Consider the following 18750-nt stretch of genomic DNA (forward strand, 5'->3'; position numbering starts at 1 on the left):
TTTTATAAAAATTGATTTTCGCTATGATCACAAGCCGGGTTGCTGATTTACTGGAAGCGCCGGATGCCAGACTGGTTATCGAACGGGCACAGGCTATTTTGGACGACGAAGCAAAACGGCGTAAAGAATTCCGGGAGTGGCTGTGCGATGATGTAAAAGCGGAATTTATCAATGGTGTGGTTGTGATGCACTCGCCGGTTAAGCGACAACATTTAAATGCCAGTGAAAACCTCCTGATGCTGTTAAAAGTCTATGTTAACAAACAGGATTTAGGTGAAGTGAATACCGAAAAGGCGCTGGTTGCCTTGTCCCGAAACGACTACGAACCCGATATCTGCTACTGGAACAAAGAAATAGCGGCATCGTTCTACGATGATCAGATGGAACATCCCGCCCCGGATCTTATTGTTGAAATTCTCTCCCGAACCACTACGGGCCGTGACAGAGGCATCAAATTCGAAGACTATGCCGCGCATGGCGTCCGGGAATACTGGATGATCGATCCGGTTCGTCAGTCGCTGGAACAATATAAACTGGACGAGGATTTGATGGCTTTTGAAGAAGCTGCGGTTCTCTTTGTGGATGATACCCTCGAAAGTCTGACGATTCCCGGTTTCCGGATTCCGGTTCGGGCTATTTTCGATAAAGATGTAAACCTGATCACCCTGCAAGCGTTGATCAGGGAGTAATACCGATCAGTCCCGCACCGGGAAACGCCCCAATTGCCCTTCCAGATCCGAAATAGCCCGCTCCAACTCATCGTTGTTGGGGCTGACCGATAACCAGAACGGTTTGTTCGGATCACTGTACCAATCCGGCGCGGCTTCCTGGTCAAGCTTGATCCCGAATGAATATCCACTCAAGCCTTTCGATGAATTGCTGAAGCCGAGGCACGGTTCTACAAACGAAAGCCGGGGTGAAAGCTCCCTCTGGGAAGCCACCGAGCGCATCCAGTTGATCAACAACTCAATTTCCCAGGTCGATAACAAGGGGGCCGTCGTCGTATATTCTTTGTTTCGATACCGGGTTTTCAAACTGATCAACAGCCAGTTACGATCCATAAAGTACTGCGAATCGCTGTATTCATAGTCAAGAATATCCAATTCAAAAGAAGCTTCGGGGCCAGTCAGTTTCATGGGTTAGAATATCAGGCGGTCTGTTTGCGGCAAACCGAAGTACAATCAACACAATCTCACAGCGCAGTTCAGGCACGGGGCAGCCAGGGCAAATCGCAGAACCGAATCCGGTAAAACCGGGTCTCAACCGAAAGCCAGTAGCCATTCAAACACAACCAACACGTAGGTATAAACGTAAAGTAAAAATACAAAAGGGATAGAATTATATAGCATTTTTCATTTAAAAAATTTAACTAGACAAGAAATAATTCAAAGTCACCTCTTTATCGTCTGATAAACGAAATTAAGTAGGGACTGTACACGAACATTTTTTTTGTGTTATTGGAATAGTCGTTAATTTCACCTGTCCAAACTTCCTGTGAAGATACAGTTCACCACAAGCCATTGACTTTATGTCTACCAAACGAGTACTGATTGCCGAAGACAGCTCCGTTATCCAGAACCTTGCCCGTAAAATTCTTGAATTCCAGAATTACGACATCACCTCCGTTAAAAACGGGGAGCAGGTCTTGCAAATTCTGGAAAAGGAAGATTTCAGCATCATCCTGCTGGATATTAACATGCCCGTGATGGATGGCATGGAGTGCGTACGCCGGGTGCGGGCGCTCGACGACAAGGAAAAAGCCGCGGTTCCCGTTGTAGCCATCACCGGAAACGCGAAAAATTATACGGAGGAAGAATTTAAAACCGCCGGTTTCAACGATGTGCTGGTGAAACCGCTGAACTTCGACCGGCTGGTCGAAGTCGTGAATCAGCTAACGGATAAATAAGGTGTGAAGAGATGGAGGGGTGTCTATTAAATCACTCCTCCACCTTTCTTTCCTTCAATCCTTATGATTGTTACGCTCCTCGGAACAGGAACATCCTCCGGTGTGCCGCTGATTGGTTGTGCGTGTGACGTATGCCGCTCGATTGACTTCCGGGACAAACGGTTGCGGACCTCCGTTCATCTTGACATTGATGGAAAAAGCTTCGTTGTCGATACCGGCCCGGATTTTCGACAGCAGATGTTGCGCACCGGCATCCAACGGCTCGATGCGGTGCTGTTTACCCACGAACACAAGGACCACACCGCCGGGCTGGACGAAGTTCGGGCTTACAACTTTCTGCAGGGGCAGGATATTCCCGTTTATGCCCACCAGCGCGTCCTGAACCAGCTCCAGACCGAATACGCCTACATCTTCGCCGAAAAAAAATACCCCGGCATTCCGCGCCTGCAACTGAACGAGATCAGGAATGAACCGTTTGAAATTGAGGGGGTTCTATTTACACCGATCGACGTGTTACACCATCGGTTACCGGTTTTTGGCTACCGCATTCACAACTTCACCTACCTGACCGACCTCAATTACATTTCCGACGAAGAGTTGGAAAAGGTGTATGGAACCCGGATTCTGGTGCTGGATGCCCTGCAAATCGAGCCCCATATTTCCCATTTCACGCTCGAACAGGCCCTCGCGCTGGTCGAACGGATTCGGCCGGAACAAACCTATTTTGTCCACATGAGCCACAAAATTGGTCTTCACCGGGAGATCGAAAAACGACTGCCGCCGTCGATCCGATTGGGATACGACGGACTAAAAATTGAGCTGTAGGCGATCTCACCCCAACCGGTCCACCATTTCGATGCACGCCCGGCCGTTGTGATACGGGCATTTCCACATGCTGATCTTGGTATTTCCGAGTATTTTGTGGTTTTCGTCGATGCCGCTATACCATTCGCCATTCTTCTTGTCGAGCATATAGGTTTTGATGAAATCCCAGGTTTTCAGCGACTTATCCAGAAACTGCTGTTCTTTCGTTAACTGATACGCATTCATAAAACCGACCATCGCTTCGGCCATCACCCACCACGAGCGTTCGCGGTTTACATGGTTTTCTTTGGGATCATACTCGTAGTTCATCCCGCCGTCGGCTTCCAGACCGGTGGCAGCCGCCCGCGCCATTTTGACGGAAAGCGTCTTGATGCGTTTGATTAACGCTTCGTCGTGGAGGGCTTCGGCCGATTCGACCAGCAGCCACGACGCTTCGATGTCGTGGCCGTAGGAAATGGCGGTTTTGCGGATCTTCCAGTCATCATCCATGAACAGATTCATCCGGTACGTTTTCGGATCGACGATGTATTTTTCAAAATTGCCGATCAATCCGTGGATGTGCTGATTCAGCCCCTTGTCCGGCCAGGCGCGGTATAAATTAGTGAATGCCTCCAGAATGTGGAGGTGCGTATTCATGGTTTTGCTTTCGTGATTGTCTTTTTTGCTGATCACGTAGTCGTCGGCCATGCCCGACCAGTCGCAGGTCATCGACTCGTAAAAACCGCCCCGTTTGGGATCGTAGGCGTGTTTGATCATGCGTCCGTAAATCTCTCTGGCAAAATCCAGGGCGGGCTGGTGCTTGGTGGCCCGGTAGTATTCGCTCAAGCCATAGATTGCAAACGCCTGACCGTATTGTTGCTTGAAAGTTTGCAGCGGCTCACCTTTGTAATCGACGGCCCAGTACACGCCACCGTGTTCCTTGTCCCGAAAGTATTTTTCGATGTAGTTGTAGGCCCGTTCGGCGTAGGGCAGGTATTCGTCGTGCTGCATGTGCCGGGCGGCAGCGGCAAACGTCCACAGAATGCGGCTGTTCAGCACAATGCCTTTGGCGGCATCGGTTTTTGGCACATTCTGGTAATTGACCTGACCGTAATACCCCGCAACCGGGTCGGGGCCGTATTTCTGCCAATAGGCCAGAATGTCTTTTAATTCCTGATTGAGTTCCTGACGGATCGCTCTAAGGTCAATCATAAAAAGGTTAGGAAAGTATAAAGAAATATCGAATAGTGAACATCGAATAACGAATATCGAAATAATGAACGGAATTATCCTACTTCGCTATTCAATATTCGATATTCAGTGTTCGTTATTCGCTATTCTTTTCGCGGCCAACCTTAATTTCCGGTACTTTTGCATCCTATGCACACCAATTATTATTTTCTCCGTCAGCTTGCTCCTGCCCTGAAACCACATTTGGTTGGCCTGAAACTTATGGAATGTTTCAGCCAGGATCGGGACGAACTGGTGCTGGTGTTTGCTCACGCCCGGGGGAAAGTTAACTTTTACCGGCCGTTTTTCATCAAAGCCACCCTCCGACCCGATTTTTCGGGCCTGCTGTTTCCCGAAACCATCCAGCGCGCCCGCATCAACAGCGTCGATCTGTTCGAGAATTTGTATGATCAGCCGGTGATTGACGTCCGCTCGTTTCTGAACGAACGCTGTCTGGCGATTACGCTGGAAGGCGGTTTTACGTTGTTGTTCAAATTCTTCGGAAACCGCCCCAATCTGTTAATCTTTTCGGACGATGCAGTGATCGACCTGTTCAACAACAAACTGGCGGCCGACACGCAACTCGTGCTGTCGGCCCTCGACCGGCCGCTCGATCAATCGTGGGAAGCCTACCAACAAAGCGGTTTCGACCACCGGAAGCTGTTTCCGACCTTCGGGAAACTCGTCAATGCGTATCTGGCGGAGAAAGGCATCAACGAAAAAGACGAAAGCGGAAAGTGGGCGTTGATTCAGGAAACCGTTCGGCAACTGGAACAACCGCGCTTTTACCTCACGACGTTTCAACACAAACCCGCGCTCTCGCTCCTGCCCTTCGGCGACCCCATCCGACAGGAATTTACCGATCCGCTCGAAGCCAGCAACCGGTTTTTCGCCAGCTTCATGGGGCAGAATACACTGGAACGCGAAAAAGGCGAAGCCCTGCGGTTACTGGAAAAGCGGCTGAAACGCACCAAAGCGTCCATCGACGCCAACCTCCAACGGCTCATTGGACTGGATGAATCAGTTAAAAATGAGGAAGTTGCCAACATCCTGATGGCCAACCTGCACCAAATTCCCGAAAGTCCGGGAGCGCGTTCGCCGGAGGTGGTGGAGCTGGAAGATTTTTACCGGAACAAACCGATTAAAATCAAGCTCAAAACCGACCTCAGTCCCCAGAAAAACGCTGAACACTATTACCGGAAAGCAAAAAACGAGAAAATTGAAACCGGTATTCTTCAGGAACAAATCGAAAACCGGGAATTGGAAGTGCAACAGCTTCAGAAACAAATCGACCTGATTCAGCCGGTGGAATCGCTGCGGGAGTTACGGAAATACCTGAAAAAGAATCCGATCAACGAAGAAAAAGCCGCTGATGGAACCGCACCTCTATTCAAACAGGTGATTCACGAAGGTTTTGTGATTCTGATTGGCCGCAATTCCAAAAACAACGATCTGCTGACGCAGCAATACGCCTACAAAGACGATCTGTGGCTGCACGCCCGCGACGTGTCGGGTTCGCATGTCGTGATTAAATACAAAGCCGGGAAGACGTTTCCCAAAACCGTCATCGAACGGGCGGCTGAACTGGCGGCCTGGTATTCCAAACGCCGGACGGATTCGCTCTGCCCGGTTATTTATACACCCAAAAAATTCGTCCGCAAACCCAAAGGGCTGGCGGCTGGTCAGGTAAAAGTAGAAAAAGAAGAAGTAATTCTGGTTGTACCGAAAGATGAAGGACTGCTCAAAACCGTTTAACCCCATGATGTTCCGAAGTATATTGCTTATCACCAGTTTTCTGGCTTCCATTTCCGTTTACGCTCAGGTTGAAACGCTCAATCAAAAAGCATCCGGCTACCGCGGCATCTGGTATTTTATTGGTGACACCAAAAACGACTATGTGTACAAATACAGTGGCGGTTTGGGAACGTATCCGGCCAATCACTATCCATTCTCAGTTTACGCCCCGACGGTCGGGCGCACGTTTTTCTGTTATGGGGGCGTCACCGACTCCAGTTCCCGCGCGTTGTGTCATATGGTCGGGTTCTTCGATCACAAAACCGGCATGGTGTCGCGCCCCACGCTGGTGCTGAACAAACAAACCGGCGATGCACACGACAACCCGGTTATTCAGTTGGATAGTCAGGGATACATCTGGCTTTTTTCCACTTCGCACGGCACCGAACGTCCGTCGTTCATTCACCGGAGCCGGAAACCGTATGACATCAGCGCCTTCGACCGCATGGAAGCCACGCGCCGGGATGAAAACGGGCAAACCGTTCCGTTCAATAACTTCTCTTACCTGCAAACGTATTACCAGCCCGGCAGCGGTTTTTTCAACCTGATGACCCATTACGACCGGGGCGTTTTACCCTACGGCGCCAAAAAACCCCGCCGGACGATTTCCTACATCACCAGCCCGGACGGCATCACCTGGTCGGCCTGGCAGGATATTGCGACCATCGAGGAAGGCCATTACCAAAGCAGCGGACAGCGGGGCAGCAGGATTGGCAGTGCGTTTAATTACCACCCCAACACCAAAGTCGGTGCCGGACTCGATTACCGAACCAATGTCTATTACGTCGAAACCGATGATTTTGGCAAAAGCTGGCATACCGCCGATGGAAAACCGGTTCAGTTGCCTCTCAAAGACACCCTCAACGCAGCCCTGGTGAAAGACTACCGGAAATTGGGCCGTAATGTATACATCAGCGATGTCAACTACGATGCCGCCAACCGACCGATCATTCTGTATGTCAGCAGCAAAGGCCCGGAACCGGGACCCCAGAACGGCCCGTATGAATGGCAGGTAGCCCACTGGACCGGCAAGCAATGGGCGATCCACGCCGTGGCGCAATCGGATCACAACTACGACATGGCGTCGCTGGTGGTAGAAGGCAATACATGGCGCATCATCGGCTCCTTCGAAGCCGGGCCGCAGCCGTTTGGCACGGGCGGAGAACTCACCATCCTGGAAAGCCGGAATGCCGGAAAGTCCTGGAAAACCGTGAAAGCCGTTACGCAGAACAGCGTCCGCAACCATGCCTATCCCCGTCGCCCCGTGGTGGCCCATCCCGGTTTTTACGCGTTCTGGGCCGATGGCAACGCCCGAAAACCGTCGGCTTCTTTTCTCTATTTCTGCAACCGGGAAGGCCAGGTGTTTCAATTCCCGGCGGAAATGAAAGCGGAGATGGAAAAACCAGTGCTGGTGGGAAAAAATTAAGTTCAAATGTAAAATATCGAATGCTGAATGTCGAATGTAAAAGTGAATAGCGTCAGGCTACTTTTACATTCGACATTCAGCATTCGATATTTTACATTCCTCTTATTTAGCTATTAAAACCGCTTTCGTCAGCCGCCGGTCGCCGGTGGTCAGCGTCAGGTTATAGCGTCCGACCGGCAGGTCAAGCACCGGCCAGGTAACCGTATGCCGTCCGCTGGTAAAAGGCCGTTCGGACAGGGTAACGACTTCCTGTCCCGCCAAATTGGTCAACACCAGCCGCCCCGTAAACGCTCCGGCCACATCGATTTGAGCCGTCAACTGATCGCGGGCAGGATTCGGCAAAACCGTCAGTTGCGTCACCGGAACCGGGTCGTTCAGGGCCGTAATGACTTCCGTCACTTCGACCTGCTTCAAAATCCAGCCATTCGGATCAATCTGAATTTCAGTCGGTTGCCCCTTCACGGTAAGCTCAAACGTCTGATCGGCACTGTTGTTCACGACGGTAATCAGCGTATCGCCCACCGATGTTTTCACCAAAACCGGGACTGGCATCGTGAAAAAAGTTGGGTTGGCCGTGCCGGTGGTTTGTTCCAGCCGCAGGCTCACCCGGTATTGATTGGCTTGACCCGCCAGGGCTCCGCTGCTCCATTTCACGCGGTAGGTCGGGTAATTCTCGCCGTAAATCCATTGCTTGAAAAAATAGTCGAGCGGTTTTCCGTATACCTGCGACGCAATGGCGGCAAAATCTTCGGTGGTAGCAGCTTTGTAGGCAAACTCCGAAGCGGCATATTTCTGCAAAATCTCCCGGAATTTCTGATCGCCCACGATGCCCCGAAGCATGTGCAGAACGGTAGCGCCCTTGTAATACGTCCGGTTGGAATCAAAGATGTTGTTTACATTGGCCAGATCCTGCACAAACAGCGTCCCGCGTGCCCGGCGAGCCAGCAGCATGTAGGAATTCATGTAGGAACGAAGCGCGGGAGTTCCCCCGACGGATTCCCGGTACAGCACTTCCGCGTAGGACGCAAACCCTTCATTGAGCCAGATGTGTTCCCAGGTTTTACAGGTAATCTTGTTGCCAAACCACTGATGAGCCAGTTCGTGGGCAATCAGATCGGTGTTGAAAGCCCCCATCGAACTAATGGTCTGGTGTTCCATCCCTCCGCCCCAGCCAAACTGGGCATGGCCGTATTTCTCCTTCAGAAACGGATACGGCCCAAAGTAATTCGTAAACACCTCCAGCATGGCCGTGGTCTGATCAAGCGTCTTTCGCACGTTGTCGGTCAGGGCTTCGGGGTATAGATAATGCGTGACCGGCATCGAATCCGTGGGCGATGAGCGAAACCTCTGTTCATAGAGAACGTAATTCGACATGGCCACCGAAATCAGATAGTTGGCAATCGGATAGCGGTTTCGCCAGCGGTACGTACGGGTGCTGTCGGCATTGTCGATGACCCGTTCCAGCCGACCGTTCGAAACCGAAACAAATTGCTTCGGGGCCGTAATCCAGACATCCGACGAATCGGCTTTGTCGGCGGGGGAATCTTTACAGGGAAACCAGTCGCGGGCACCGTAGGGCTCACTCAAACTCCAGATAGCCGGTTGATTTTGTGAACCATGCGTACCAAACGTAAAGCTTCCCAAACCCGTTGCACCCGGTTTGCCCTGGTAAAAAACCGTTACGGTCAGCGTCTGACCTTTGCCCAGTGGCTGGGTGGGCGTAATGGAAAGCTGGTTGTTTTCCTGCGAAAACGCGAGTTTCTGCGTACCGGTTTTCACCGAATCCGCCTTCATTTCATTGGCCAGATCCAGAAAAAACCGGTTAAGGTTATCGCCCGTGCTGGTGAGTTTGATCGTCGCAGCTCCGCGCAGGTAATTGGGCGTGTAGGTGATGTTCAGGTCAAGTTTGTAATAGGTCACGTCGATGGTTGCATCGCCGGGGTATTGAATGCGCGCCGACCGGCTGGTTTTCGCCAGCGACCCGAAATAGTTCAGGCGTGTATGCTGGCACGTGGCAACGCCATTGTCGGGTAATTGGGCAGACGCGGTGAGGCAAAATAAAAACAGGACCACCGCGTGAACCTGCTTCCGGATCATTTTTTCAGCGAAATGTGTGTTCATGCTAGTCTTCTTCATCCAGAATATCCCCCGGCAACGCCTTGGGTTCGGCTTTCAATGAATCGTATTGCTGTGTCAATTCGGTCAGTTTGCGCTGTTCTGCTTCGGGTAATTCGAGCTGCCAGCCCATCGATTCGGCCAACTGGTACATCATAAACTGAATCTGGTTATTGGCAATCCGGGGTAAATCGCTCTCCATCGCGCGATCGAGCATCGTTTGTTTGGATTCGTCCAGCAGCCGGGTGTAATCCTCGCTCCGGAAGTGATTCAGATAGCCCGGATCGATGTCGTAAAATTTGTAGTCGGTATCGATGGACAGCACCTGTGGTTCGGGAAACGATTCGATGATGAGCTTTTTCTCCCCCGACTCCGGCTGCCGAAACCGGATCTTCGCAAAGTCGAATCCAACCAGCACTTTGGCCTTCGCAATGATTAACGCTTTTTTGGGGTCGTTTATGAAATACAGAAACTTTTTATCGTCCTGATAACTCAGAATTTCCGTAAAATACCCTTCGGCCATCACCACTTTAAAGACTTTCTCGATCCGGTCCAGCAAAATCGTGGACTCCTTGCGAACGTCGGTGATCGGATTCGCCTTTTTTTTGCGCCACCAGTTGGAGATTGCGACACCGCCAAAACCGCCCAACAGCAGCGTGATGAGAATGAATAACGTATTCGAAGACTCCATAGAAGAGTTGGATAGTTGACGAAAGGTACAGACTTTTGCAGTTCTACCAAACAGGGCCTGCTTTCCTTTAAGACGCTAAAAAGGGGATTTGGTTTCTACTCCATGACGAATAAATTATTGATTGTCGTTGCCGGCCCCACCGCCGTCGGAAAAACCAGTCTGTGCGTCCGGTTGGCGAAGGTGCTGCAAACCGACGTTGTTTCGGCGGATTCGCGGCAGTTGTACCGGGAACTCAACATCGGAACCGCCAAACCAACCGCAGCGGAAATGCAGGGCGTTCGGCACCATTTCGTTGACTCCCACAGCATTATGAACCCGGTCAGTGCCGGGCAATACGAGCGGGAAGCCCTGGCGGTGCTGGATGACTTGTTTCAGACAAAGGACGTCGTGATTTTGTCGGGCGGAACGGGGCTGTATATCAACGCGGTCTGCTTTGGCCTCGACGATGTTCCGCAAGCCGATCCGGAGCTACGTAACGAACTCATGAACCGGCTCGAAACCGAAGGGCTGGAGCCATTGCAGCAACAACTCCGGCTGCTGGATCCGACGTATGCCGAAACCGCTGATCTGCAAAATTCGCAGCGCGTGATCCGGGCGCTGGAGGTCTGCTTGAGTTCAGGAAAACCCTATTCGTCTTTCCGAAAACAGGAAGTTGCGGGTTCTTCGTCGCCCCGGCCCTTTCAGATGGTCTTCATTGCGCTGGATCGCCCACGGGCAGAGCTTTACGACCGCATCGACCGCCGGATGGATGCCATGCTCGCCAGCGGTTTGATCGAAGAAGCGCGCTCGCTCCTGCCCTACCGGCATTTCACCGCTTTGCAAACCGTTGGTTATAAGGAAGTTTTCGGGTATTTGGATGGTGTGTATGACACGACCGAAATGGTGCGACTCCTCAAACGCAACTCCCGGCGCTATGCCAAACGCCAGTTGACGTGGTTCCGCAATCAGGGAAATTACCAGTGGTTTGGAGCGGAGGAGGAAGAAGAAATCGTGAAGTTTATTGAATATCGAATAGCGAAGTAAATTCAGTTCTGGGAGGAATTGGCTTTTTGTGAATTTAAATGGCAAGCATCCTCGGATTGATATACTTTAGACCGATTATCTTTTTGAAGTCTTTATCGTTGTCTGCGATAAGTACCCAGCCATTTATGAGCGCAGTGGCGGCTATAATGGCATCGGGTAGTTTCACTTTAAAGTCTTTGCGAATCCGTATGGTTTCGCTTACTATGGCGGGAGAAATACCAACTACGGTTGAATTGGTTATAAAAGCCTGATAAACTTCAAGGTCTTCGGGATTGGTAGGATTCCACACTTGAAGTTCAATCTCCGACACAAATGAAACACAACTTTTTCGATCTACTATTTCATCTATAAACAGAAGACCATTGTCTGGCAACGTTCCGTTCAAATACTTGATTACAGCACTGGTATCAATTAAATAGTCCTCTGCCATTCGTCGCGTAGCGTTGCTAACTGGTTGTCTATTTCTTTTTCGTTCATCTGAGTTTGTATTTTACCACGCAGAGACGACACCTTTTGCTTTCTTTTTATAACTCTAATCAGATTAAGCTCTTCCATATCCTGCAAAAGTTTCAGTGCCTTTTGATTAGTAAGTTCTATTTCTATGGTTTCCATAACAACTTTTTTTGGGGTGACTAGTCAAAAATACTAAATCCATACCTTAATCAAGAAAACCGCTTTTTGTATAAAAATGGCTATTTGGTTAGTTGAATACTATTGAATAACGAATAGCGAAATAGGGGTATTCGATTCTCTTTTCCTGCTTCGCTATTCGTTATTCAATATTCATTATTCGATATTCCTCAACACTTATTGCGATTTCCGCTCATTTTCCCGGTACGCCAGAATGCCGCCGATCAGGTTGCGGACGTTGGAAAAACCGTTCTGCTCCAGGAACTGCTGCGCGCGGGCGCTGCGGGCTCCCGACCGGCAGTGGATAATAACTTCTTCGTCTTGCAACTCTTCCAGTTCATCGATCTGGCTGGGAAGACTGCCGAGCGGATACAGTTTTCCCCCCAGGTTATCTTCGTCAAATTCGTATTCTTCGCGAACGTCGATCAGGTTGATTTTTTCGCCTTTGTCTAATCGTTCTTTAAGTTCCTGTACGGTAATGTCCATGTCAATCGTGTTTTGTCATTCATCAGAAAGGCAAAAGTAGGGTTACTTTCGGATAATTAATTTCTGGACTACGGTCTTTTTGCCATCTGACAGCCGAACGAGGTAAAAACCGTCCGCTAACTGACTGACGTTTAGCTGATTTTGCCCAGCCGCCGGACGGGCATCGACCATCAGCCGACCGTTCAGGTCGAGGATTTCAATCTGCTGAATGGCCGGGTTTTTCCAGATCAGCACACCGGAACTGGGATTCGGAAACACCAGCAGTTGGGATATGGCTTCCGCGTCATCCTCAATCCCGGTGATGGGCGCGTCTTTTCCGGTTCCCATCACCGGCCGGATCATCGGCACCCCGCCCGGATTGTTGGGGTCCCAGGAAGATCCCCGGCCTTCAAATACCTGATTACCAAACGGGCTGTTTTTGTCGAAACCAATGGCCACAATATAGTCTTCACTCACCTGCGTCCACCCAACGTAGAAGGTATCCGTAACGGCCACGCTATACTCGAACGGAATTTCAACAAAACCGCTGCGGGAATTGGCGTAACTGATGACGGCGGCCTTTTGATACAGCACTCGCCCCGGTCTTCCCCGGTCGTCGGCATACAGGCTAAAAACCGCCACCTGCCCGGTGAGATTCGTTTTCACCGGCGCAAAACTTACCTGGAGCGCCGACACCGCATCGGGCTTGTTCAGCAAAAACCGCATGGCCACCCGCCCCTGCCGCTGGGTATTTTGAATGGCGGCTTCGGCGGTGCCATCGTCGTAGGCATAATAATTGTCCAAAACCGTTACCGACGCAATCGTGTCGTTCCGGCGGAGGTTGACGCCGGGAATCGTATCGGTGGTCTGAACCGCAAACTGGGTTTGCAACCACGCTTTCTCTCCCGTAAAACTGGCGGGCAGCGGTTGTGGTTTTACGGTTTTCGGCTGCGAACTCAGCGAAGCAATTCCTTCCGACGGTGACTGGTATTGCTGAAAAACCGTACCGCTTAGCTGGTCTTTGACAACCGTTCGGAAAGTCGTAAAGTTAAAGTTATTGAACAGATTGACGATGTCTGTTCGGATCGTATCGGCGGTTTCACCCACGGGGTTCAGTCGGTATTGCTTCATGGGCATGGCCGAGTAGCGTTTCAGAAACGAAGAAACCGGTTGCCGGGTCGCAATGTCTTTGATATACAGATTGGTAGCCGACCGGCCCTTGTCCATATAAATGTAATCCAGGTGCCAGGTATCGAATGCACCCGACGTCCGGCCAAAGGCCTCGAACCGGAACTGAAAGGCTGCGTGCAGAAACCGGGCCTGGTCGACGGCGACGAACGACTGCGTAAAATTATTGTTGGCGGTATCCCCTTCCTGTTTCCAGACCGTTTCCCAGGTTCCGGCATTGTTCAGAAACTGAAGCCGCAGCGAATCCTCGGCGTCGGGCAGTTCGCCCAGGCCTTTGCGTTGCCAGTAAAAACTGAGAAAAATCGCATCCGCAGCCGACGTTCCCGCCAGGTCGATCGGGTTGGCCGTCAGCGTATCGGTTGGCCCATTCGCGTCCTGGTCCAGAAAATCGTAGGGAGTTCCGTTGGCTTTCAATCCGTCGAAGGTGGCAACGTTCAGCGAAGGGTGGTTGATGGGGAGTGTGTTGTTGATGTAGACGTTGCTGGGTTGCCACAATGCCGGGTCAGGCCGGTCAACCGCCGTTGCAAAATCGTCGAAAAAGGGCAGTTTCAGCGCCTGAATGCGGGCTCCGGCGGCTACCGGTTTGGAAGGTGGAAGGGCGTTCGGAAAAGATTCAATCGGGACAACCCGAATCTGCGCGGAAGCGGTCGGCAACCCAACAATAGCTGCGAAAACCAGACTATAAAAAACCGCCGGGCTACATGCATGACTAACCAACCGTAGCCAGCCGGCAACAGCCGATGGATGACAAAAAACCCGTCTGATGCTTGCTATAGGGTGCTTCATTCTTCCTGCGTATCATCATTTTCGACCGGACCAACCACCCAGAGGTCAATCACATCGCCCACGCGAATGGTCGCACCGGGTCGGGCAGCCGGGTTTTGGCGAACCACCGTGCCAACTTCCTTCTCAGGATCTTCTACAGGAAGAATCGTGCCAACCTGCAAATTTGATCCCCGAATTAACATTTCGGCTTCGTCGCGTGGTTTCCCTACAACGTCCGGAACGGCAAACATAGTATTGCCCAGGCCGTCGCCCACCACAATGTCGATTTTTGATCCTTTGGCAATCCGCGTACCCGGCAGAATTTCCTTGCCTTCGTAGAGTTGCTGCAAAACCGTACCCTGCGCCAGATCGGGAACGTATTTCAGTTTCCCCATCTGTAACCCGTTGCTCGACAGGGCATACTGCGCGCTAACGTACGTCTGATCCACCAGCTTGGGCATGGGAATCATCGGCGGATTTTCGGTCGTAATGGTGATGTAGATTTTTCGTCCTTCTTTGACTTTAAAACCGGGTTTGGGATATTGCGAAACCACCGTCAGCGGCTCGGCACCGGCCACATAAGTAGAATCTTCCACTTCAAACCGGAGGTCATGATCACTTAAAAAATCCTCCAGTTCCGACGTATTCATCCGGCTCAGATCCGGAACCGTGATCGTCTGACCGTGGTGGGTAGTAAACGGGAGATACAGGAAGAAAAAGCCTAAAAACAGAACGGCCACCAATCCGAGCATAATCCCTATATGGGTAAGCAGGTCGGTCGTCGAACGGGTGCTGATTTTCGTCATGAAATCAAGGTATGATCGCTGGGTTAAACCACAATATTAGCGGTTTGCCGGGCGGTTATTGATACAGGCCCAGCATTTTTTTTATGTATTTCCCCACCACGTCGAACTCCAGATTGACCACATCGCCCACCTTCAGGTCTCGAAAGGTTGTGTGTTCGTAGGTATAGGGAATGATGGCTACCCGAAACGAATCCGGTTCCGAATTAAAAACGGTCAAACTGACGCCATTGATACAAATTGACCCCTTCTCAACGGTAATATTGTTTTCTTTGGGATCATCAGACAAGGTATGGTATTGAAAATCGAACAGCCAGCTTCCATTCTGGTCGGCAATACCGGTAACAATTCCCGTCTGGTCGACGTGGCCCTGAACAATATGGCCGTCGAACCGGCCGTTGGCGGGCATACACCGCTCCAGATTGACCCGGTCGCCGGTTTTAACCTGCCCCAGATTGGTTTTCTTCAGCGTTTCTTCCACCGCCGTAACGGTATACGTGTCTCCGCTTACCGACGTCACCGTCAGGCAAACGCCGTTGTGGCTCAAACTCTGGTCCACTTTCAATTCGGGGGCAATTCGGGATTGCAGATGGAAGGTGAGGTTGGTACCCTCGGCGGTGATGTCGGTCACCTCGCCGGTCGCTTCAATGATTCCGGTAAACATAGCACAAGCTTGAACTGGGATTACATAGATTAAGGGATGAACAGGATGCAGCGACGAAGAATTCCTTCGGCGGATTCACGGATTGAAGTTTGCGGGTCCGTAATCGGCGGGGTCATCATATTCATTGGAGATTACCAGCAGGAAAGCACCGCTCGTCAGTTCCTCAATCTGATGCCAGTCTTCGGGCTCCAGAAGCAGGCATTTCTGCGGATCATCCAGCACAAACCGGGTCGACTGCGACCCGCTCATCGCCTGGATCCGGCAACTTCCGTTCAGGCACAGAATCGCGTGCCAGGCCTGGTGATACCGACGACCAATTTGCAGCATTTCTTCAGTTTCGTAGATGTAAAAAACGCGTTTGATCGATCCCGGCATAATTTTTTCAATCACTGTCAAATTTCCAGAATCGGATTCAAACGTATCCAAAAACAAAAGTTGAGCCATATTTTCCCTTTACTCGCGTCAATTTGGCGTTAAACTACTGAGAAATTTGGCAAAATTTTAACAAAACAAGCCTTTTGAGTGAAACCCCAAAAGCACCCTTCCTGCACGGTATTTTCCGGTTCTGGCGACTTGTTTTTGCTCACTTATGACACCAACCATCGAATGAAGCTGTAAAAGGAATGTAATTTCCCTGCAAAAACCCGTCCTGAATCTGTAATTTCACGGCTCAAAACCATCCTGTTATGCTTCGGAATCGTTTTTTGCTGGTGGGCCTGTTCCTGATTGTGCTGGCGATCATCTACTATTCTTTTTTCGACGCCGGGAATACCGACACGCCGGCGGTGACCAACCCGGAATCCTATCGCCTGGAAGTACTCCAGAAGCGGAAAGACAAAGAGGAATTTTTCCGAACGAGCAGCGAGTCGCCCTTTACCGATAAAACCAAATTCAAAAGCCTGGTTTATTTCAACCCCGATCCGGCCTACCGCGTCTCGGCCCGGCTGGAGCCTTTTGCCGACAAAAAGAAACTGGTGGTTCCTCTGACCGATGGCAGTGAGGAAGTCTATGAAAAATACGCCCATGCGGTTTTTACGATCAACGACGAGTTGTGCCGTTTGCTCGTGCTCAAACACGAGAATACGCTGTCGGTTCTCTTCAAAGACCAAACGAGTGGCAAGGAAACCTACGGCGGGGGGCGCTACCTGGATTTCAGTCCCGACGACGTGAAGGAAAACCGCCTGGTGATCGATTTTAACGAAGCCTACAACCCGTATTGCGCTTATAACCACGAGTATGCCTGTCCGCTGCCCCCAGCCGAAAACAGCCTCCCGGTCGCCGTTCGGGCGGGGGAGAAATATGTTGAAAAATGAGCCTTTCCTGTGGGGTTTTCACTGTTTTAGGCTAACGCTATATAAATTCCTGGCGTCATTTCGGGCGGTTTCAATCTTGTGAGTTAATAACGGATCGGTCAGGACTTGCGCTCGCGTTTGAATGTTTTTTAAAAGCTGCTTATTTCTGTAAGCTTTGTTTCCAAACGTGTTGTAATCGTACATTTTGGGCAATACGTCATCATTTAACGGGAGTATATGCTCACGATGCATTCTATCCAAAATAGTTGTAAAAAACGTCTCGGCAATAGCGGTTTTTGTCTCGTCTTTCCATAGCTGCTGGACGGTTAATTCAAACGTCCGGCGATTTTTCAGAAGCGTGTTGTAAGCAGCATTCAATAGTTTGCGCTGCTCATCCAGATTTCTGAGAGCCGATTGACCCGTGACAGCACCATCGGAATACCCACGGAACAATTTCGCTGTATTATAGACTTCATTTAAATACGCATCGATCTGACTGGTTAAATCCATAATCAGAATTGCTTTCCGGTCTTCAATTGTCAGGGACTTATCATTCCACCCACCAATTGGCGGATTATATTCGCTTGCAGCCAGGGTGAACGTAATCGAGTCGCCCACCAGCCCAATTTCCATATCATTCAGAACCCGCCACTTAAGCTGGTGATTGCGGCCCGGTTTAACGACCGTGAGGCCCTGAATTGACTTTAGCTCCGTCTTTCCGATACCATCCCAGCAGGACGCGCGAATTTTATAGGATTGGCTGGGTGATCCTCCCACCAGATCATACGAGATAAGGATGGTATCTCCAGATGCGAAAGCCCGAATCTGTTCGATGTGCTGGGCATAGACCGGCGTCATCATTACGAGATAAAGCCCTCCCCAAAACAGCTTTTTCATACCGATCAATAAATAGATTAACAGTTTACCAGTCAGGAATTTATAATTTCCTATCGAAGGAAATACATCGAATCTACAAGTTGTACAACTTTTTATCGACCGGTATGAAGATCCAACTCCTGGTAATTCAGTTGTGCTTGCTACTGGTGCTGACGGAGGGGCAATCCGGTTTCGCCCAGACCTCGGAATTTGAGGCAACCAGTCCACCCTTCCGGTTTGATATTCGAAAAACCGGCCCCCGCCCCCCCGTGCATTCGACCGCGATCAGCACCACCAGTCCCCCATACCATTTCAATATCCGACCGCTCTCGAACCGGCGGCTGGGCCCGAACAGCCATGTTCTGCTGGTTGCCAATGAGAAATACGACGACGAGCGGTTTCGGGATCTGCCCGACGCCACCTTTGATGCTGCAGAAATCGGCAAAATCCTGAAAGACCGGTTTGGGTTTCGGACGGACCTGCTTCTGAATGCGACTCGTCGCCAACTTGAAATCAAACTACAGGAACTGAACAAACGAAGCTGGCAACCGAACGAACAATTGCTGATCTACATTTCGGGGCATGGTGAACAGGACAACGGGCAAGGTTACCTGATTATGAAGGATTCCGACAAAGATGATCAAAACAATTATTTCCCAATGGCTTATCTAAAAAGCCTGGTAGACCGGCACAAGTGCAAGCATATCCTGCTGATACTGGATACCTGCTATGGAGGAGCCATCAGCCACACTTCGCGGTCAGGCGGAGATGGTCCACTGAAGCCAACCGCCTGCGAGGAATGGCGCAAAGACCTGAACGCTTATTTTTCCTGCGTCATAAAGGACCAGACCCGGCTGTACCTGTCGTCCGGTAGCCTGGACGTAGTGCGGGGTGGGCGGAAAGGGGAGCATTCGCCGTTTGCAAAAAGTTTGCTGCAAAAGTTATCGGACACCACCGAAAGTACGACTAAAACCGTATCCATTTCTGAACTGATACCGCATCTCGCAAAAGACAATCCGCAGTTGACGTTTACCAGCGAAGCCGAGGGCGGCTTTCTTTTCGTAGCTTACTAAAACCA

General features: G+C 50.7%; 20 protein-coding genes. 8 read left to right on the forward strand and 12 right to left on the reverse strand.

Annotated features, from left to right (window positions below; all coding sequences use genetic code 11):
- Positions 1 to 23: 23 nt before the first annotated feature.
- The gene (locus FH871_RS00665; RefSeq protein WP_138989423.1) at positions 24 to 689 is read left to right on the forward strand and encodes a Uma2 family endonuclease; all 666 of its coding nucleotides are present in this window, start codon (positions 24 to 26) and stop codon (positions 687 to 689) included.
- Positions 690 to 695: 6 nt separating this feature from the next.
- Here the strand turns inward: FH871_RS00665 and FH871_RS00670 are convergent, their stop codons facing one another.
- Entirely contained in the window at positions 696 to 1136 is a 441-nt protein-coding gene (locus tag FH871_RS00670; RefSeq protein ID WP_138989424.1) for a hypothetical protein, read from the reverse strand.
- Positions 1137 to 1528: 392 nt separating this feature from the next.
- Between FH871_RS00670 and FH871_RS00675 the strand changes: the two genes are divergently transcribed.
- Both FH871_RS00675 and FH871_RS00680 read left to right on the forward strand, forming a co-directional pair.
- Positions 1529 to 1906 (forward strand): response regulator, encoded by a 378-nt coding sequence (locus tag FH871_RS00675; RefSeq protein ID WP_114405595.1) that lies wholly within the window; start codon positions 1529 to 1531, stop codon positions 1904 to 1906.
- A 63-nt stretch (positions 1907 to 1969) separates the two neighbouring features.
- Positions 1970 to 2731, forward strand: a complete 762-nt coding sequence (locus tag FH871_RS00680; protein ID WP_138989425.1) for an MBL fold metallo-hydrolase — start codon at positions 1970 to 1972, stop codon at positions 2729 to 2731.
- Between the two features lie 6 nt (positions 2732 to 2737).
- On the opposite strand, the gene FH871_RS00685 is transcribed toward FH871_RS00680, so the two are convergent.
- Complete coding sequence (locus FH871_RS00685) at positions 2738 to 3922, reverse strand: AGE family epimerase/isomerase (protein WP_306439221.1); 1185 nt, start codon at positions 3920 to 3922, stop codon at positions 2738 to 2740.
- A gap of 240 nt (positions 3923 to 4162) precedes the next feature.
- Between FH871_RS00685 and FH871_RS00690 the strand changes: the two genes are divergently transcribed.
- Both FH871_RS00690 and FH871_RS00695 read left to right on the forward strand, forming a co-directional pair.
- Positions 4163 to 5695, forward strand: a complete 1533-nt coding sequence (locus FH871_RS00690) for an NFACT RNA binding domain-containing protein (RefSeq protein ID WP_306439222.1) — start codon at positions 4163 to 4165, stop codon at positions 5693 to 5695.
- Between the two features lie 4 nt (positions 5696 to 5699).
- Positions 5700 to 7160, forward strand: coding sequence for a BNR-4 repeat-containing protein (locus FH871_RS00695; RefSeq protein WP_212768189.1), 1461 nt, complete (start codon positions 5700 to 5702; stop codon positions 7158 to 7160).
- Positions 7161 to 7262: 102 nt separating this feature from the next.
- On the opposite strand, the gene FH871_RS00700 is transcribed toward FH871_RS00695, so the two are convergent.
- Together FH871_RS00700 and FH871_RS00705 are read right to left on the reverse strand one after the other, a co-directional pair.
- Positions 7263 to 9281, reverse strand: coding sequence for a M1 family metallopeptidase (locus tag FH871_RS00700; RefSeq protein ID WP_229316893.1), 2019 nt, complete (start codon positions 9279 to 9281; stop codon positions 7263 to 7265).
- Position 9282: 1 nt separating this feature from the next.
- Positions 9283 to 9966, reverse strand: coding sequence for a DUF4230 domain-containing protein (locus FH871_RS00705; RefSeq protein WP_138989427.1), 684 nt, complete (start codon positions 9964 to 9966; stop codon positions 9283 to 9285).
- A 102-nt stretch (positions 9967 to 10068) separates the two neighbouring features.
- Between FH871_RS00705 and miaA the strand changes: the two genes are divergently transcribed.
- Positions 10069 to 10989: a tRNA (adenosine(37)-N6)-dimethylallyltransferase MiaA gene (gene miaA, locus FH871_RS00710; protein ID WP_138989428.1), complete on the forward strand. Its 921-nt coding sequence runs from the start codon at positions 10069 to 10071 to the stop codon at positions 10987 to 10989.
- A 34-nt stretch (positions 10990 to 11023) separates the two neighbouring features.
- Here the strand turns inward: miaA and FH871_RS00715 are convergent, their stop codons facing one another.
- From FH871_RS00715 to FH871_RS00745, 7 genes are all read right to left on the reverse strand, one after another.
- Positions 11024 to 11419, reverse strand: a complete 396-nt coding sequence (locus FH871_RS00715; protein ID WP_138989429.1) for a type II toxin-antitoxin system VapC family toxin — start codon at positions 11417 to 11419, stop codon at positions 11024 to 11026.
- On the reverse strand, positions 11401 to 11601 hold the full coding sequence (locus FH871_RS00720) for a hypothetical protein (protein WP_138989430.1): 201 nt from the start codon (positions 11599 to 11601) through the stop codon (positions 11401 to 11403). The genes FH871_RS00715 and FH871_RS00720 overlap by 19 nt, the downstream gene beginning before the upstream one ends.
- A 195-nt stretch (positions 11602 to 11796) precedes the next feature.
- Entirely contained in the window at positions 11797 to 12105 is a 309-nt protein-coding gene (locus FH871_RS00725; protein ID WP_138989431.1) for a rhodanese-like domain-containing protein, read from the reverse strand.
- 42 nt (positions 12106 to 12147) lie between these two features.
- Positions 12148 to 13926, reverse strand: coding sequence for a T9SS type A sorting domain-containing protein (locus tag FH871_RS00730; protein ID WP_229316908.1), 1779 nt, complete (start codon positions 13924 to 13926; stop codon positions 12148 to 12150).
- 128 nt (positions 13927 to 14054) lie between these two features.
- A complete protein-coding gene (locus tag FH871_RS00735; RefSeq protein WP_138989433.1) occupies positions 14055 to 14843 on the reverse strand; it encodes a PASTA domain-containing protein in 789 nt (262 codons plus the stop codon).
- A 55-nt stretch (positions 14844 to 14898) separates the two neighbouring features.
- On the reverse strand, positions 14899 to 15504 hold the full coding sequence (locus FH871_RS00740) for a riboflavin synthase (protein WP_138989434.1): 606 nt from the start codon (positions 15502 to 15504) through the stop codon (positions 14899 to 14901).
- Positions 15505 to 15579: 75 nt separating this feature from the next.
- Entirely contained in the window at positions 15580 to 15948 is a 369-nt protein-coding gene (locus FH871_RS00745) for an FdtA/QdtA family cupin domain-containing protein (RefSeq protein WP_138989435.1), read from the reverse strand.
- Between the two features lie 242 nt (positions 15949 to 16190).
- On the opposite strand from FH871_RS00745, the gene FH871_RS00750 reads away from it, so the two are divergent.
- Entirely contained in the window at positions 16191 to 16817 is a 627-nt protein-coding gene (locus FH871_RS00750; protein ID WP_138989436.1) for a DUF1684 domain-containing protein, read from the forward strand.
- Positions 16818 to 16835: 18 nt separating this feature from the next.
- On the opposite strand, the gene FH871_RS00755 is transcribed toward FH871_RS00750, so the two are convergent.
- On the reverse strand, positions 16836 to 17693 hold the full coding sequence (locus FH871_RS00755) for a hypothetical protein (protein ID WP_171062721.1): 858 nt from the start codon (positions 17691 to 17693) through the stop codon (positions 16836 to 16838).
- A gap of 104 nt (positions 17694 to 17797) precedes the next feature.
- Here FH871_RS00755 and FH871_RS00760 point away from each other — a divergent pair, with 104 nt between their 5' ends.
- A complete protein-coding gene (locus FH871_RS00760) occupies positions 17798 to 18745 on the forward strand; it encodes a caspase family protein (protein ID WP_171062722.1) in 948 nt (315 codons plus the stop codon).
- Positions 18746 to 18750: the final 5 nt, after the last annotated feature.

This window comes from Larkinella sp. C7 (genome assembly GCF_006149005.1).
In the GTDB taxonomy this organism is placed as follows: Bacteria; Bacteroidota; Bacteroidia; order Cytophagales; family Spirosomataceae; genus Larkinella.

Excerpts from the sequence above, each read along its gene's own strand:
- FH871_RS00690 (WP_306439222.1), top strand. The coding sequence starts at position 4,163 with ATGGAATGTTTCAGCCAGGATCGGGACGAACTGGTGCTGGTGTTTGCT.
- FH871_RS00760 (WP_171062722.1), top strand. The coding sequence starts at position 17,798 with ATGAAGATCCAACTCCTGGTAATTCAGTTGTGCTTGCTACTGGTGCTG.
- FH871_RS00680 (WP_138989425.1), top strand. The coding sequence starts at position 1,970 with ATGATTGTTACGCTCCTCGGAACAGGAACATCCTCCGGTGTGCCGCTG.
- FH871_RS00700 (WP_229316893.1), bottom strand. The coding sequence starts at position 9,281 with ATGAACACACATTTCGCTGAAAAAATGATCCGGAAGCAGGTTCACGCG.
- FH871_RS00675 (WP_114405595.1), top strand. The coding sequence starts at position 1,529 with ATGTCTACCAAACGAGTACTGATTGCCGAAGACAGCTCCGTTATCCAG.
- FH871_RS00740 (WP_138989434.1), bottom strand. The coding sequence starts at position 15,504 with ATGTTTACCGGAATCATTGAAGCGACCGGCGAGGTGACCGACATCACC.
- miaA (WP_138989428.1), top strand. The coding sequence starts at position 10,069 with ATGACGAATAAATTATTGATTGTCGTTGCCGGCCCCACCGCCGTCGGA.
- FH871_RS00720 (WP_138989430.1), bottom strand. The coding sequence starts at position 11,601 with ATGGAAACCATAGAAATAGAACTTACTAATCAAAAGGCACTGAAACTT.
- FH871_RS00695 (WP_212768189.1), top strand. The coding sequence starts at position 5,700 with ATGATGTTCCGAAGTATATTGCTTATCACCAGTTTTCTGGCTTCCATT.
- FH871_RS00755 (WP_171062721.1), bottom strand. The coding sequence starts at position 17,693 with ATGAAAAAGCTGTTTTGGGGAGGGCTTTATCTCGTAATGATGACGCCG.
- FH871_RS00665 (WP_138989423.1), top strand. The coding sequence starts at position 24 with ATGATCACAAGCCGGGTTGCTGATTTACTGGAAGCGCCGGATGCCAGA.
- FH871_RS00685 (WP_306439221.1), bottom strand. The coding sequence starts at position 3,922 with ATGATTGACCTTAGAGCGATCCGTCAGGAACTCAATCAGGAATTAAAA.
- FH871_RS00735 (WP_138989433.1), bottom strand. The coding sequence starts at position 14,843 with ATGACGAAAATCAGCACCCGTTCGACGACCGACCTGCTTACCCATATA.
- FH871_RS00750 (WP_138989436.1), top strand. The coding sequence starts at position 16,191 with ATGCTTCGGAATCGTTTTTTGCTGGTGGGCCTGTTCCTGATTGTGCTG.
- FH871_RS00670 (WP_138989424.1), bottom strand. The coding sequence starts at position 1,136 with ATGAAACTGACTGGCCCCGAAGCTTCTTTTGAATTGGATATTCTTGAC.
- FH871_RS00745 (WP_138989435.1), bottom strand. The coding sequence starts at position 15,948 with ATGGCTCAACTTTTGTTTTTGGATACGTTTGAATCCGATTCTGGAAAT.
- FH871_RS00705 (WP_138989427.1), bottom strand. The coding sequence starts at position 9,966 with ATGGAGTCTTCGAATACGTTATTCATTCTCATCACGCTGCTGTTGGGC.
- FH871_RS00725 (WP_138989431.1), bottom strand. The coding sequence starts at position 12,105 with ATGGACATTACCGTACAGGAACTTAAAGAACGATTAGACAAAGGCGAA.
- FH871_RS00715 (WP_138989429.1), bottom strand. The coding sequence starts at position 11,419 with ATGGCAGAGGACTATTTAATTGATACCAGTGCTGTAATCAAGTATTTG.